The 13,281-nt window shown below is 72.1% G+C and carries 13 protein-coding genes; 8 read left to right on the top strand and 5 right to left on the bottom strand.

Going from position 1 to position 13,281, the window contains the following annotated elements:
• Positions 1–23 precede the first annotated feature (23 nt).
• A complete protein-coding gene (locus tag OHS71_RS29545; RefSeq protein WP_328482366.1) occupies positions 24–290 on the bottom strand; it encodes a hypothetical protein in 267 nt (88 codons plus the stop codon).
• Between the two features lie 72 nt (positions 291–362).
• Positions 363–1,298 carry a peptidoglycan recognition protein family protein gene (locus OHS71_RS29540; RefSeq protein WP_328482365.1) on the bottom strand — a complete coding sequence of 312 codons (936 nt, stop codon included), beginning with the start codon at positions 1,296–1,298 and terminating at the stop codon, positions 363–365.
• Positions 1,299–1,501: 203 nt separating this feature from the next.
• On the opposite strand from OHS71_RS29540, the gene OHS71_RS29535 reads away from it, so the two are divergent.
• Positions 1,502–2,686 (top strand): MarP family serine protease, encoded by a 1,185-nt coding sequence (locus tag OHS71_RS29535; protein WP_328482364.1) that lies wholly within the window; start codon positions 1,502–1,504, stop codon positions 2,684–2,686.
• 13 nt (positions 2,687–2,699) lie between these two features.
• Here the strand turns inward: OHS71_RS29535 and OHS71_RS29530 are convergent, their stop codons facing one another.
• A complete protein-coding gene (locus OHS71_RS29530; RefSeq protein ID WP_328482363.1) occupies positions 2,700–3,197 on the bottom strand; it encodes a GNAT family N-acetyltransferase in 498 nt (165 codons plus the stop codon).
• Positions 3,198–3,267: 70 nt separating this feature from the next.
• Here OHS71_RS29530 and OHS71_RS29525 point away from each other — a divergent pair, with 70 nt between their 5' ends.
• Together OHS71_RS29525 and OHS71_RS29520 are read left to right on the top strand one after the other, a co-directional pair.
• Positions 3,268–4,161: a TIGR01777 family oxidoreductase gene (locus OHS71_RS29525; protein WP_328482362.1), complete on the top strand. Its 894-nt coding sequence runs from the start codon at positions 3,268–3,270 to the stop codon at positions 4,159–4,161.
• Positions 4,162–4,322: 161 nt separating this feature from the next.
• Positions 4,323–5,741: an NAD(P)/FAD-dependent oxidoreductase gene (locus OHS71_RS29520; protein ID WP_328482361.1), complete on the top strand. Its 1,419-nt coding sequence runs from the start codon at positions 4,323–4,325 to the stop codon at positions 5,739–5,741.
• Positions 5,742–5,925: 184 nt separating this feature from the next.
• Here OHS71_RS29520 and OHS71_RS29515 read toward each other — a convergent pair whose 3' ends face one another.
• The gene (locus tag OHS71_RS29515; protein ID WP_328482360.1) at positions 5,926–7,464 is read right to left on the bottom strand and encodes a regulator; all 1,539 of its coding nucleotides are present in this window, start codon (positions 7,462–7,464) and stop codon (positions 5,926–5,928) included.
• Between the two features lie 244 nt (positions 7,465–7,708).
• On the opposite strand from OHS71_RS29515, the gene lipB reads away from it, so the two are divergent.
• From lipB to OHS71_RS29495, 4 genes are all read left to right on the top strand, one after another.
• Complete coding sequence (gene lipB / locus OHS71_RS29510; RefSeq protein ID WP_328482359.1) at positions 7,709–8,506, top strand: lipoyl(octanoyl) transferase LipB; 798 nt, start codon at positions 7,709–7,711, stop codon at positions 8,504–8,506.
• A gap of 116 nt (positions 8,507–8,622) precedes the next feature.
• Positions 8,623–9,588, top strand: coding sequence for a lipoyl synthase (lipA, locus tag OHS71_RS29505; RefSeq protein WP_328482358.1), 966 nt, complete (start codon positions 8,623–8,625; stop codon positions 9,586–9,588).
• 310 nt (positions 9,589–9,898) lie between these two features.
• Positions 9,899–10,099 carry an SCO2195 family GlnR-regulated protein gene (locus OHS71_RS29500; RefSeq protein WP_109006070.1) on the top strand — a complete coding sequence of 67 codons (201 nt, stop codon included), beginning with the start codon at positions 9,899–9,901 and terminating at the stop codon, positions 10,097–10,099.
• Between the two features lie 67 nt (positions 10,100–10,166).
• On the top strand, positions 10,167–10,871 hold the full coding sequence (locus OHS71_RS29495; RefSeq protein ID WP_328482357.1) for a DUF4191 domain-containing protein: 705 nt from the start codon (positions 10,167–10,169) through the stop codon (positions 10,869–10,871).
• Between the two features lie 179 nt (positions 10,872–11,050).
• Here the strand turns inward: OHS71_RS29495 and OHS71_RS29490 are convergent, their stop codons facing one another.
• Positions 11,051–11,521 carry an RDD family protein gene (locus OHS71_RS29490; protein WP_328482356.1) on the bottom strand — a complete coding sequence of 157 codons (471 nt, stop codon included), beginning with the start codon at positions 11,519–11,521 and terminating at the stop codon, positions 11,051–11,053.
• A gap of 197 nt (positions 11,522–11,718) precedes the next feature.
• On the opposite strand from OHS71_RS29490, the gene glnA reads away from it, so the two are divergent.
• Positions 11,719–13,128, top strand: coding sequence for a type I glutamate--ammonia ligase (glnA, locus tag OHS71_RS29485; protein WP_307162921.1), 1,410 nt, complete (start codon positions 11,719–11,721; stop codon positions 13,126–13,128).
• Positions 13,129–13,281: the final 153 nt, after the last annotated feature.

Raw genomic sequence — 13,281 nt, 5'->3', positions numbered from 1 at the left:
CGTCGGGTGACCTGGTCGGCGGGTCACACCGTGAGCCTGCGGCGGCTGCTGTCCGTCGGGATGTACGCCTGCGTCCGGTCGATCTGCACCGCGTGGTGCATCGGCGCCTTGTTGGCCTGCTCCAGGGCGGAGGCGGTGGTCGCCGCCGGGCCCAGCACGACCGCGGCGACGGCGCACAGCACGGTCCACGGGCTGCGTGCGGCCCTGCTCCAGGCCGGCCCCTGCCCCGCGGTCGCCGTGTCGCCCCCGTCGCCCGTGGTCTCCGCGGGCCGGATACGGCTGCTGTCCATGATCCCCACCTCCGGTCGGTTCGTCTTGTGCATGACCGTAGGACGCGGGGATGGGAGAACCCTGAACACCGCCTAAGGCGTTGCTGTGAGAGTCCGTGCGGCCGTTCCGGCCGTTCCGGCCGTTCCGGCCGTTCCGGCCCGGCCGTCCCATTTGCCCCTTTTGACCTGCTTGCGCTGCGTTCCCTGGCTGCCCTGTCTGCCCTGGAGCCGGGCCGCGGCCTCCCGGATCTCCGGAAGACGGGCGGCGAGGGCGGCGCCGGGGCAGCTGGTCATGTAGCCGTCCCGGTGGCCGGCCAGGGCGGGGAGCGTGGCGGTGGTGCCGGAGGCGTACCGGCTGCGGCTGTTGCTGGAGGTGAGCCGGACGTCCGCGCGCGGGTCCACGTCGGACAGCCCGAGCTTCCAGGCGGCCAGCGCGGCGATCGCGTCGATCATCGCCTGCGGCACCGGGACCCCGGCGGTGAAGGTGCCGAGCGCGGCGATACCGGCCGTGCGGTGGTTGAAGCCCTGGGTGTGGGCACCGGTGACGGGCCGGTCGACCCCGCCCGCACGGCCCTCGTAGATCGTGCCGCAGCGGTCGACGAGGAAGTTGTAGCCGATGTCGTCCCAGTCCCGGGCGCCGATCTGGCCCGCGTACAGGTAGCGGATGATGCGGGGCGCGTCGGCGCAGGCGTAGCCGTTGGGCGAATCGGTGTGGTGCACGAAGACGGCGACGACCTTGTCGTCGTAGCGCGGGGGCGGCTGCGCGTGCCGGGCGAGGTCGTCCAGCCAGGCGGCGCGGGGCACGACGGGCGGCCGGGCCGCCCGGTGGGCGCCGGCGGGCCGGGCTGCGGGCGGGCGGCCCACGGCCGTGACGGTGTGGCCGTCGCCTCCCGCGCACAGCGCCAGGGCGGCGACGGCCACGAACCCGGGCAGGCAGCCGACGAGCACGAGCAGCGGGCCCGGTATCCGCGCCGAGCGCCGTCCACGCGTTCCCCGGGCGCCCCGGGCGGCCGGTCGGAGGGCACACATGGACTCACTGTCGGCCTGTTCCGGTCCGCCCGCGATGTGTGCTGTGCCACCTGGCGGAACCATCCTCCCGCTCCACGACGTTTTTCGGGGTACACGCACGCGTGGCCGGTTCGCGTTGTCACGCGCGCGTGATCGATGGGTAGCTGATCACTGGGCCCCTCCCGCACGTACTCAACCAGGGGCTCGAAGAGAAAGGCGGCCGTGTGGACCTGCTCGACATCCTGCTGGTGCTGGTGATGCTGGCCTACGCCGGCTCCGGCTACCGGCGGGGGCTGGTGGCCGGCTGTGTCTCGCTGGCCGGGTTCGTGGGCGGCGCCGTGATCGGCGTGTGGGTCCTGCCGTGGATGATGGACCTGGTGACGCCCGGGACCACGGCGGCGACGGTGACGGCGGTGTTCACGGTCCTCGTCCCCGCGGTGACCGGGCACGAGCTGGCGGGGCGGCTGGCGCTGCGGCTGCGGCGGGAGCTGGACCGCGGACCGCTGAGGGTGGCCGACGGGGTCGGCGGGGCGGGTGCCAACGCGGTGGCGGTGCTGATCGTGGCGTGGGTGGCGGCGAGCGTGCTGGGCGCTTCCTCCTCGCCGGTGGTCACCTCGTCCATACGGGGTTCGCGGCTGCTCGGGGCGGTCCAGGACGCCATGCCGGACACCACGCCCACCTGGTTCTCGCGGGCCACCTCGGCCCTGACCCAGGCGGGCTTCCCGCAGGTCTTCAACCCGTTCGAGAACGAGTCGACGGCCGCGGTCGCCAAGCCCACCGGCGACAGCGTCACCCCGAGCGCGACCTCGGCGGCCAAGCTGAGCACGGTGAAGATCGAGGGTGTCGCGGGCGACCAGGGCCGCGAGGGCAGCGGCTTCGTGTACGCGAGCGAGCATGTGATGACCAACGCGCACGTGGTGGCGGGCATCGACGACCCGACCGTACGCATCGGGGGCGTCGGCCCGTCGTACGACGCGCGTGTGGTGCTCTTCGACCCGGACAAGGACGTGGCCGTGCTGTACGTGCCGCACCTGAAGGCCCCGGTGCTGGGCTTCGACGAGGACGCCGAGCGCGGTGACTCCGCGGTCGTCGCCGGTTATCCGCAGGACGGCGACCTGAACCTCCAGGCGGCGACGGTCGCGAACCGGGTGAAGGCCACCGGCCGGAACATCTACAACGACGAGATCGTCACCCGTGAGATCTACTCGATCCGCTCCACCGTCCGCCCCGGCAACTCAGGCGGCCCGCTGCTGACCACCGGCGGCCGGGTCTTCGGCGTCGTCTTCGCCCGCTCCACCTCCGACGACGAGACGGGTTACGTGCTGACGGCGGCCGAGGTCGCCGACGACGCCGCACGGGCGGCGAAGGCGACGGACCGGGTGGACACGGGGAAACTGACGACCTCGTGAGCCGCGCGAGGACCTACACGGTGCGCCCCATGAACACGTCGTCCACGTACTCCCCGTCCAGCAGGAACTCCTCCGGCAGCACGCCCTCCAGTACGAACCCCTCGGACTCGTAGAGCTTCCGGGCCGGGGTGTTGTGGGCGAGGACGCGCAGGGTGACGCGGCGGGCGCCCTGCCGACGGGCCTCCTCGACGGCGGCCCGGACCAGCGCCCGTCCGACGCCCCGTCCGCGCCCCTCGTCGAGGACGGCGAGGCCCTGTATCTGCCGGACGTGCGCGTTGCAGGCGAGCGAGGTGGACAGGGCGAGGCGGATGTACCCGATGACACGGCCGTCCAGCTCGGCGACGAGATAGTCCTCGGGGACATGGCGCTCGTCGAAGAAGGGGTGGTAGGGCGGCTCCGGCTCGGGCATGACCGCGTGCAGGGGGGACCAGGTCAGCCGGTCCACGAGGGCCAGCGCCTCGGCGTCGGCGGACCGTGCGGTGCGGATGCGGGGTGCGGAAGGTTCGGGCATGACCGTCACCCTAGGGCGGGGCGGCGGTACCGGACCGGGGTTTTCTCCGGCGACCGGGCAGGATGGCCGCATGGAACGTGAGCGAATCGCGGTGGCCGGCGCGTCCGGACTGATCGGCAGCGCCCTGGTGCGGTCCCTGACCGCGGACGGGCATGAGGTGGTGCGTCTGGTGCGCCATGCGCCCCGGGGCGCGGACGAGGTGCGCTGGAATCCCGAGCGGGGGCAGGTGGACACGGCGGGGCTCGCCGGCTGCGACGCCGTGGTCAATCTGGCGGGGGCGGGGGTCGGCGAACGGCGCTGGAGCGACGCGTACAAGAAGCGGATCCACGACAGCCGGGTGCACGGTACGGCGGCGCTGGCGAAAGCCGTCGCCTCGCTCGACGAACGGCCGCGGGTGTTCGTGAACGGCAGCGCGATGGGTCTGTACGGCGAGACGGGCGAGCGGGTCGTGGACGAGGACTCGCCCGCCGGGAGCGGCTTCCTGCCGGAGCTGTGCGTGGAGTGGGAGGCGGCCGCGGGTCCGGCGCGGGAGGCGGGCGTCCGCACGGTCCTCACCCGGACCGGGCTGGTCGTGGCGCGGGGCGGCGGGGCCTGGGGCAGGCTGTTCCCTCTCTTCGCGGCCGGGCTCGGGGGGCGGATGGGCGACGGCCGGCAGTACTGGTCGTACATCGCGCTGCACGACGAGGTGGCGGCGATCCGGCATCTGCTCGACCGCGGTGACCTCTCGGGGCCGTTCAACCTGACGGCGCCCGAGCCGCTGACGAACCGTGAGATCACCGAGGCGATGGGGCGGGTGCTGCGCAGGCCGACGCTGTTCACGGTGCCGGCGCCGGTGCTGCGGACGGTGCTGGGCGAGATGGCCGGGGACGTGCTGGGCAGCGCGCGGGTGGTGCCGAAGCGGCTGCTGGAGTCCGGGTTCACCTTCGCGTTCCCCGGGATCGAGGACGCCGTCCGGGCAGCCTGATCCTGCACGTGACCGTATGCGACCGGCGTGCGACCGTGCCCTGTCGATGCGCGACTGTTCCTGACCGGTCACGGCCCTAACCTCGATCCGAACTCGGGTATCCGGGACGGCTGTTGGGGGCATGACGTCTGCACCGGCCGCGCAACCTCGAGGAGGGGCACGTGCTTGAGCCCGCGTACCAGGCAGATGTCGTCGTGGTGGGAGCCGGAGTCGCCGGACTCTCCGCCGCGCACCGGCTGGCCAGCGCAGGAGTAACGACCGCAGTCCTGGAGGCCGCTCCCTGGGTGGGCGGCCGCATGTCGACGGAGAAGGTCGACGGGTTCCGGCTCGACCGCATCGGGCAGCTGCTGTCCACGGCGTATCCCGAACTGGACCGGACACCGGGGCTGGACGCGCTCGTCCTGCGTCCGTTCGCGCCGGGGGTGCTGCTGCACAGCGACGGACGCCATCACCGCGCCGGCGCGCAGGCGGGCGCGGGGAGCGCAAGGGGCGCATTGCACGCCGTACGCGCCCTGGCGAGCGCTCCCCGACCGAGTGCGCTGCCCAGGCCGCGCGCGGGCGGCTCCCCGTCCACCCAGGTGCGGACGGCGGCCCCGCCGAGGAGCCGGGCGGGAGCCCCGCTGGGCAGCGCCGTGGACCAGGCCCGGCTGGGCGCCGCGCTCACCCGGCTCGCCGCCACCCCCGCCGACCGGCTGATGCGCCGGCCGGAGCTGCCGGCCGCCCAGGCCCTCGCGGCCCGCGGACTGCCCGCCCGCACCATCGACGGCTTCCTGCGTCCGCTGCTCGCCGCTCTGCTCTGCGACCCGGACCTCACCACCTCCAGCCGGTGCGCGGACCTCGCGCTGCGCGCCTTCGCGGCCGGCCGGCTGTCGCTGCCGGAAGGCGGCGCCGAGGTGCTGCCGGACCTGCTCGCGCGGACGCTGCCACCCGGCACCGTGCACACCGGCGTGCGGGTCACCTCGGTCTCCACGACCTCGGTGACCACCGCCGAGCACGGCGAGTTCCGCTGCCGGGCCGTGCTGGTGGCCACCGACGCGCGCACCGCGGCGCAGCTGCTGCCCGGCCTGCGGGTGCCCGACTTCCACCCGGTGACGGTCCTCCACCACACGACGGACGAGCCGCCCGCGACCGGCGCCTCGCTGCTGCTCGACGCCGACCGGGGCGGGCCGGTCGCGCACACGGCGGTGGTCAGCCGGGTCGACCCGAGCCGCGCGCCCGGGGGGCGCGCGCTGATCTCGTCCACCGTCCTCGGCACACCCCCGCCGGGCGTCGACACCGCCGTACGCATGCACCTGTCCCGGCTGTACGGCACCTCGACCGCGCGCTGGGAGACGCTGGCCGTGCACCACACCGCCGAGGCGGTGCCGGCGATGCGGGCGCCGCACGATCTGCGGCGGGCGGTGCGGTTGCTCGCGGGCCTGTACGTGTGCGGCGACCACCGGGACACCAGCACCGTGCAGGGCGCGCTGCACTCGGCGCACCGGGCCGCGTCGGCGATCGTCTCCGATCTGGGCGCCGCCGGATCGCTGGACGCCGCCGAACCCTCGCCGACGGCCCGCGAGGAGCAGGCAGCGGCATGAGCCGTGACCGGGGCACCCCTGAGGTGCTCCGCCCCAGACCCCCGGCCTCGGCTCACTCATCCACCCCTCACCCGTCTCGGTCGGTGGGGAGGCCACGGCCAGGCATTTCCGCCCGTCCGGCGTGTGAGGACGAGGCCCGTTCAGGGCCGGTACGGGGGTCTGGGGGCGGAACCCTCGAGGTTGGTCAGGCCAGGGCTGCGACCTTGTCGCGGTACATGCGGACGGGAGTCGCGTCCTTGTACGGCTCGAGCCTGCGTTCGAAGTCCCGTACGTACTCCAGCGCGCGCACGGACCGCATCTCCGCCGCCTGCCCCGCGGCCTCGGCCGCCAGCTGGCACGCCTGGTCGAGTTCGCCGAGGCCGAGACGGGCGGAGGCGAGCACGACGCGGCAGAACAGCCGGCTGCGGGCGTATGCGGCGGGCCGCAGCTGGAGGGAGCGTTCGGCGTGCTGGGCGGCCGCCCGGAACTGCTGGAGGTCGCGGTGGCAGTGCCCGAACTCGTCGGCCAGCTGCGCCTCGTCGAAGAAGCGCGCCCAGTGGGGCACCTCGTCGCCGGACTTGGCCGCCTCCAGCGCCCGCTCGGCGCGGACGAGCGCGGCGGTGGAGGCGCGCACCTCGCCGAGCACCCCGTGCCCGCGTGCCTCCGCCGAGTGCAGCAGCGCCTGCACGACGGGCGGGGCGCCCGAGCCGACCCCCTGCTGGGCCACCCGCGCCAGCTGCACGGCCTCCCGCCCGTGGCCGAGATAGACGGCCTGGCGGCTCATGGTGACGAGGACGAAGGAGCCGTACGCCCGGTCGCCGGCCGCCTGGGAGAGGCGCAGGGCCTGGACGAAGTAGCGCTGGGCCAGGCCGTGCGCGGCGATGTCGAAGGAGGTCCAGCCCGCGAGACGGGTCAGATCGGCGGCCGCGCCGAACAGCCGGCGGCCGGTCTGCTCGCCGTAGGCGCCGCGCAGCATCGGCTCGCACTCGTGCTCCAGGTAGCGCACGAGGGCCTGGCGGGCGTGACCGCCGCCGTACCGGTCGTCGAGCGTGCGGAACAGCTCGCCGACCGAACGGAGCGCGGAGATGTCGCCGCCTGTGACCCGCTGGCCGGGGCCCCGTTCACTGCCGAGGCCCCGTTCGCCGCCCTGCCCGCGCTGCCGGGGCACGGCCGCCGGTCCGGGCGTCACCAGGGCGGGCGCCGGCCCCGGATGCCCGGACGGGGGCTGCTGGGAAGCGGTGGACCGCAGGGCCGGGCGGCCCTGGACGGGTACCCGGGCGACCGGCTCGCTGCGGGCGACCTTCTCGTCGGCCCGCCCGATCAGCCAGTCACGGCTGGGCACGACGAGCCCGGCGGGCGTGAAGGCGATCTTGCGGAGTTCGGCGTGGCTGCCGGAGTCCTTGCGCCAGAGCCCGCCGACGATGTCGATGGCCTCCTCGGGGGTACCGGCGAACTCCAGACCCGCGTAGACGGGGGCGCAGGCGTCCAGCCCGAGGTCCTGGGCGGTGAGGCGGCGGCCCAGACGCCGGGTGAAGACCTCGGCGATGAGCGCGGGGGTGGTGCCCCGTGGCTGCTGCCCGCGCAGCCACCGGGTCACGGATGTCTTGTCGTATCTGAGGTCCAGCCCGTGTTCGAGGCCGAGCTGATCGACGCGACGGGCCAGCCCCGCGTTGGAGAAGCCTGCTTCTGCGATGAGCGCGGCGAGCTGGCGGTTGGGAGTGCGCTGCGCGGGTCGTTCCGTCATCTGCGGTGCGGTCTCCTGCCTGCCGGGCCTTTGACGTGCCCGGATGAAGTGCCCTGCTGCTGTCAGCAGCCCGTTTGGCCTCGTGAACGGCGCGAATGTAGCGGAGCGTAAGCAGACGGTCGCAGATCTCGACGTTCATTCATCCGATCGTGTGAGGATTGACCCCGGGGCTGACGCGAAACGCGCGGACGTACAGTGGCTTGGGCGCGTTACGTGCCTGACGACTTTCAGGGAGGCGCTTGCCGTGAGCGAGCTGCGGTTCGTCCGGATGGGGTTCGGCGGGAACGCCGTCGAGTACCGGGAGGCGTGGGACGAGCAACGCCGCGTGCACGCGGCGCGGTTCGCCGACGAGGTTCCGGACACCGTGCTCCTCCTGGAGCACCCTCCCGTGTACACGGCGGGCCGGCGCACCGCCGACGACGAGCGCCCCCTGGACGGCACCCCGGTCGTGGACGTGGACCGCGGCGGCAAGATCACCTGGCACGGGCCGGGGCAGCTCGTGGGCTACCCGATCCTGAAGCTGCCGCGGCCGGTGGACGTCGTCGCCCATGTGCGGCGCCTCGAGGACGCGCTGATCGCGGTGTGCTCCGAGTTCGGCCTCGAGACGTCCCGGGTCGAGGGCCGCAGCGGAGTGTGGGTGCTCGGCGACCCCGTGGAGGGGCGCCCGCCGCTCGGCGGCCTGTCGCTCGACTTCGATCCCCGGCTCACCGACGAGGAGTTCGATCCCCGGCTGAACGGCCCGGAGTACGCCCCCTCCAACGCGGGTCAGCGGCGCGAGGACCGCAAGGTCGCGGCAATCGGGATCAGGGTCGCCAAGGGCGTCACGATGCACGGCTTCGCGCTCAACGTGAACCCGGACAACCAGTGGTTCGACCGGATCATCCCGTGCGGGATCCGGGACGCGGGCGTCGCCTCGCTGGCGAACGAGCTGGGCCGGGACATCACGATCGACGAGGTGCTGCCGGTGGTGGAGCGGCACCTGAAGGACGTCCTCGAGAACGCCGAACCCCGGCCGCGCGAGATCGAGAAGGCGACGGCCTGACCGGGAACGGGCCCCCCGGGTCCGAGGCCGGGCTCACAGCAGAGCCCGGTAAACACGGGCGTACCCTGGTGTACGCCGAAGAATCGAAAGTCCAAGCAGACAGGCAGGGAGCCGACGTGTCCGCAGTCGCACCCGACGGACGCAAGATGCTGCGCCTGGAGGTCCGTAACAGCCAGACCCCCATCGAGCGCAAGCCCGAGTGGATCAAGACCCGGGCGAAAATGGGTCCCGAGTACACCAAGATGCAGAACCTCGTGAAGAGCGAGGGGCTGCACACCGTGTGCCAGGAGGCCGGCTGTCCCAACATCTACGAGTGCTGGGAAGACCGTGAGGCCACCTTCCTGATCGGCGGCGACCAGTGCACGCGGCGCTGCGACTTCTGCCAGATCGACACCGGCAAGCCCGAGGCGCTGGACCGCGACGAGCCGCGGCGCGTCGGTGAGTCCGTCGTCACGATGGACCTGAACTACGCCACCATCACCGGCGTGGCCCGCGACGACCTGGCGGACGGCGGCGCCTGGCTCTACGCCGAGACCGTCCGGCAGATCCACGCGCAGACCGCCGAGCGGGAGGCCGGTCGCACGAAGGTGGAGCTGCTCGCCCCCGACTTCAACGCCGTTCCGGAGCAGCTCGCGGAGGTCTTCTCCTCGCGGCCCGAGGTGTTCGCGCACAACGTCGAGACCGTTCCGCGGATCTTCAAGCGGATCCGGCCCGGTTTCCGTTACGAACGTTCGCTCGGCGTCATCACGGCCGCCCGTGACTACGGGCTCGTCACCAAGTCGAACCTGATCCTCGGCATGGGCGAGACCCGCGAGGAGGTCGGCGAGGCGCTCCGGCAGCTGCACGAGGCCGGCTGCGAGCTGGTCACCATCACGCAGTATCTGCGGCCCTCGGTGCGCCACCACCCGGTGGAGCGCTGGGTCAAGCCGCACGAGTTCGTGGAGCTGAAGGAGGAGGCCGAGCAGATCGGCTTCTCCGGCGTGATGTCGGGCCCGCTGGTACGGTCCTCCTACCGTGCCGGGCGCCTGTACCAGATGGCCGTCGAGAAGCGCGGGGCGTTCATCGCCTCGCAGGCCGTCTGACAGGACGTCAGCCCGCTTGCGCCGTACGGACGCAGGCCGAGTGTGTGAATTCCCGCACAAGTTGCTACTCGCCAGTATTGACCGATTCGACGCGGCTCCGGCCGTCCTCGCAGATGAGGGCGTACGCCGGGGCCGCGTCAGCGTTTCGGCCCAGCGCACCAAGGTTTCATTCGTGTTTGACCGGTCGGTCACGCCCTGGTAACACCAAACAGTGACGCTGGTATCACTTCACGTACATCCGGCACCGCACCAGCCGCGCACCGCCCCGCTCCAGCCCCGTACCCGAAGCCGTCCGAGGGGGACACCCACCATGCAGGCCGCGCCCGTTCGCGCCACCGCGATCCCGACCTTCAGCACCGCGCTGCGCGCCGTCGAGTCGCTGCTCATGAGCAGCGGCCAGCGCACCGCCCGTCGCAACGCCTGGACCTCCGTGCTGGAGGACCGCCGTCGCGCCAAGGACCGGGTCGAGGCGCAGCGCGTCCTCGAAGCGGTCACCTCCGTCCGCCCCTGACCCACCCCTCCCCACACCTCCCCTCCTGCCGTCGTAGGCGCTTCCCGGGCCACGTAGACTTCGTGGCATGGCGAGAAGTGACAGCGCGGCGGACGCCGCTAACCCCGGGCGACTGAAGCAGATCGCCCTGACGTTCAAGATGACCCACAAGGCCGACAAGACGATCGGTTTTGTCCTCGCGGGTGTCTTCCTCATCACGTTCGGCGTCTTTCTCGCGATCGGCTTCCTGATCGGCCACCCGGTCTACCTGGGCATCCTGGGCTTCCTGCTCGCCTTCCTCGCGACGGCGATCGTGTTCGGACGCCGTGCCGAGCGGGCCGCCTTCGGTCAGATGGAGGGCCAGCCGGGCGCGGCCGCCGCCGTCCTGGACAACATCGGCCGCGGCTGGACGACCACCCCCGCGGTGGCGATGAACCGCAGCCAGGATGTGGTGCACCGGGCCGTCGGCAAGGCCGGCATCGTCCTGGTCGCCGAGGGCAACCCGAACCGGGTGAAGAGCCTGCTGGCCGCCGAGAAGAAGAAGATGAACCGCATCGTCGCGGACGTGCCGGTGTACGACGTGATCGTCGGCACGGGCGAGGGCCAGGTCGAGCTGAAGAAGCTGCGCACCACCCTGCTGAAGTACCCGCGGGTCCTGGCCGGCCCGCAGGTGACCGCCACCAACGACCGGCTGCGCGCCCTGGGCGACCTGATGAGCAACATGCCGCTGCCGAAGGGGCCGATGCCCAAGGGCATGCGCCTGCCGAAGGGCGGCGGCGGCAAGGCCCGCTGAGCCGCTCCCCCCGCCTCACCCACGAAGGGGCGCCCGGATCACTCCGGGCGCCCCTTCGTCGTACCGTCGGCCTGTCCCGCCGGTGTGGCCGGTGCGGCCTGTGCGGCCTGTGCGGCTGGTGCGGCCTGTGCGGCTGGTGCGGCCTGTGCGGCTGGTGCGGTCGGCGCGGGGGCTCGGTCTCAGATCCGTACTTCCACCGTTCGGGCCAGCCGGTCGTGCAGGCCGCGGCCGTCACGGTCCCAGACCAGGGCCGGGACGGCCAGGCAGAGCAGGACCGTGCGCACCGCGGAGCGCGCGGGGCTGACGGTGCCCGTCCCGACGGAGACCACGCGCAGGCCGAAGAGGCGCTTGCCCGGGGTGAAGCCGACCGTGCCGACCGTCAGGAGACTCATCACGAGGAAGACGAGCAGGGCCCAGTTGGTCGTGGCCGGGGGTCGGTAGCCGTCGGTGATCAAGCTGTATGCGATCAAGACGCTGAGGCCCCAGTCCACGGCCAGGGCGCCGAGCCGCCTGCCGGGGCGGGCGATCGAGCCGGGTCCCTCCTCCGGCAGACCGAGCTGCTCGCCCCGGTATCCGAAGTCGACACCGGCTTCCTCGGCGGCCGCGCGGGGGCCGGAGAGCCACGAGCCGATTGCATCCCTGTTGTCCACCCGACCACGGTACTGCGCCCGTTTCGCGATACGGACAGGTGGGGTACACCGGGCAGGCTCCGGTTAACTTGTGCGAAACAAATGGGTCACGCCCGAGAAATCACCCGTCCCTAGGGTCGACGACAGCGTGTGCCACCGCACTGGCCGCACGAACGAACTACCACCCCGGCTCGACGGCCGGGAGTAGGAGGAGCTGGATGTTCCAGAACGCCGACGAGGCCAAGAAGTTCATCGCGGACGAGGACGTCAAGTTCGTCGACGTCCGCTTCTGTGACCTGCCGGGCGTCATGCAGCACTTCACGCTGCCCGTCGAGGCGTTCGATCCGGACGAGGAGCTCGCCTTCGACGGCTCGTCGATCCGCGGCTTCCAGGCCATCCACGAGTCCGACATGGCGCTGCGCGCCGACCTGTCGACCTCGCGCGTGGACCCGTTCCGCCGTGACAAGACGCTGAACATCAACTTCTTCATCCACGACCCGATCACGGGCGAGCAGTACTCCCGTGACCCGCGCAACGTGGCGAAGAAGGCGGAGGCGTACCTGGCGTCGACCGGTATCGCCGACACCGCGTACTTCGGCCCCGAGGCCGAGTTCTACGTCTTCGACAGCGTGCGCTTCCAGACCTCCGCGAACGAGTCCTTCTACCACATCGACTCCGAGGCCGGCGCCTGGAACACCGGTGCGCTCGAGGACAACCGCGGTTACAAGGTCCGCTACAAGGGCGGCTACTTCCCGACCCCGCCGGTCGACCACTTCGCCGACCTGCGTGCGGAGATCTCCCTGGAGCTGGCCGCGTCCGGCCTCCAGGTCGAGCGCCAGCACCACGAGGTGGGCACGGCCGGCCAGGCCGAGATCAACTACAAGTTCAACACGCTGCTCGCCGCGGCCGACGACCTCCAGCTCTTCAAGTACATCGTGAAGAACGTCGCCTGGCGCAACGGCAAGACCGCGACCTTCATGCCGAAGCCGATCTTCGGCGACAACGGCTCGGGCATGCACGTCCACCAGTCGCTGTGGACCGGCGGTTCGCCGCTGTTCTACGACGAGGCCGGTTACGCGGGCCTGTCGGACATGGCCCGCTACTACATCGGCGGCATCCTCAAGCACGCCCCGTCGCTGCTGGCCTTCACCAACCCGACGGTGAACTCCTACCACCGCCTGGTCCCGGGCTTCGAGGCGCCGGTCAACCTGGTGTACTCGCAGCGCAACCGCTCCGCCGCGATGCGTATCCCGATCACGGGCTCCAACCCGAAGGCCAAGCGCGTCGAGTTCCGCGCGCCCGACTCCTCCGGCAACCCGTACCTGGCGTTCTCTGCGCTGCTGCTCGCGGGCCTGGACGGCATCAAGAACAAGATCGAGCCGGCCGAGCCGATCGACAAGGACCTCTACGAGCTGGCCCCCGAGGAGCACGCGGGCGTCGCGCAGGTCCCGACCTCGCTCCCGGCCGTCCTGGACCGCCTCGAGGCGGACCACGAGTTCCTGCTCGCCGGTGACGTCTTCACGTCCGACCTGATCGAGACGTGGATCGACTACAAGCGCACCAACGAGATCGCCCCGCTCCAGCTCCGTCCGCACCCGCACGAGTTCGAGCTGTACTTCGACGTGTGATCGGCCCCGGGCCGACCGGCCCGTGAGTCGTCGGCCCGTGAGTCATCGGCCTGCGGGCCGTGCCGCCGCCCCCGTTCCTGTTTCTCAGGGCGGGGGCGGCGTCGTATATTTTCTGGCACTGCTGTTCGACGAGGAGACCTCGACAGAGGTGAC

Source organism: Streptomyces sp. NBC_00377 (assembly GCF_036075115.1).
Lineage (GTDB): Bacteria > Actinomycetota > Actinomycetes > Streptomycetales > Streptomycetaceae > Streptomyces.
This window is presented reverse-complemented; position numbering and strand designations above follow the sequence as displayed.

What these genes read in the sequence shown, in the direction of transcription:
- OHS71_RS29540 (WP_328482365.1), bottom strand. Translation starts at nt 1,298, where the DNA reads ATGTGTGCCCTCCGACCGGCCGCCCGGGGCGCCCGGGGAACGCGTGGA.
- OHS71_RS29530 (WP_328482363.1), bottom strand. Translation starts at nt 3,197, where the DNA reads ATGCCCGAACCTTCCGCACCCCGCATCCGCACCGCACGGTCCGCCGAC.
- OHS71_RS29545 (WP_328482366.1), bottom strand. Translation starts at nt 290, where the DNA reads ATGGACAGCAGCCGTATCCGGCCCGCGGAGACCACGGGCGACGGGGGC.
- glnA (WP_307162921.1), top strand. Translation starts at nt 11,719, where the DNA reads ATGTTCCAGAACGCCGACGAGGCCAAGAAGTTCATCGCGGACGAGGAC.
- OHS71_RS29515 (WP_328482360.1), bottom strand. Translation starts at nt 7,464, where the DNA reads ATGACGGAACGACCCGCGCAGCGCACTCCCAACCGCCAGCTCGCCGCG.
- OHS71_RS29525 (WP_328482362.1), top strand. Translation starts at nt 3,268, where the DNA reads ATGGAACGTGAGCGAATCGCGGTGGCCGGCGCGTCCGGACTGATCGGC.
- OHS71_RS29500 (WP_109006070.1), top strand. Translation starts at nt 9,899, where the DNA reads ATGCAGGCCGCGCCCGTTCGCGCCACCGCGATCCCGACCTTCAGCACC.
- OHS71_RS29495 (WP_328482357.1), top strand. Translation starts at nt 10,167, where the DNA reads ATGGCGAGAAGTGACAGCGCGGCGGACGCCGCTAACCCCGGGCGACTG.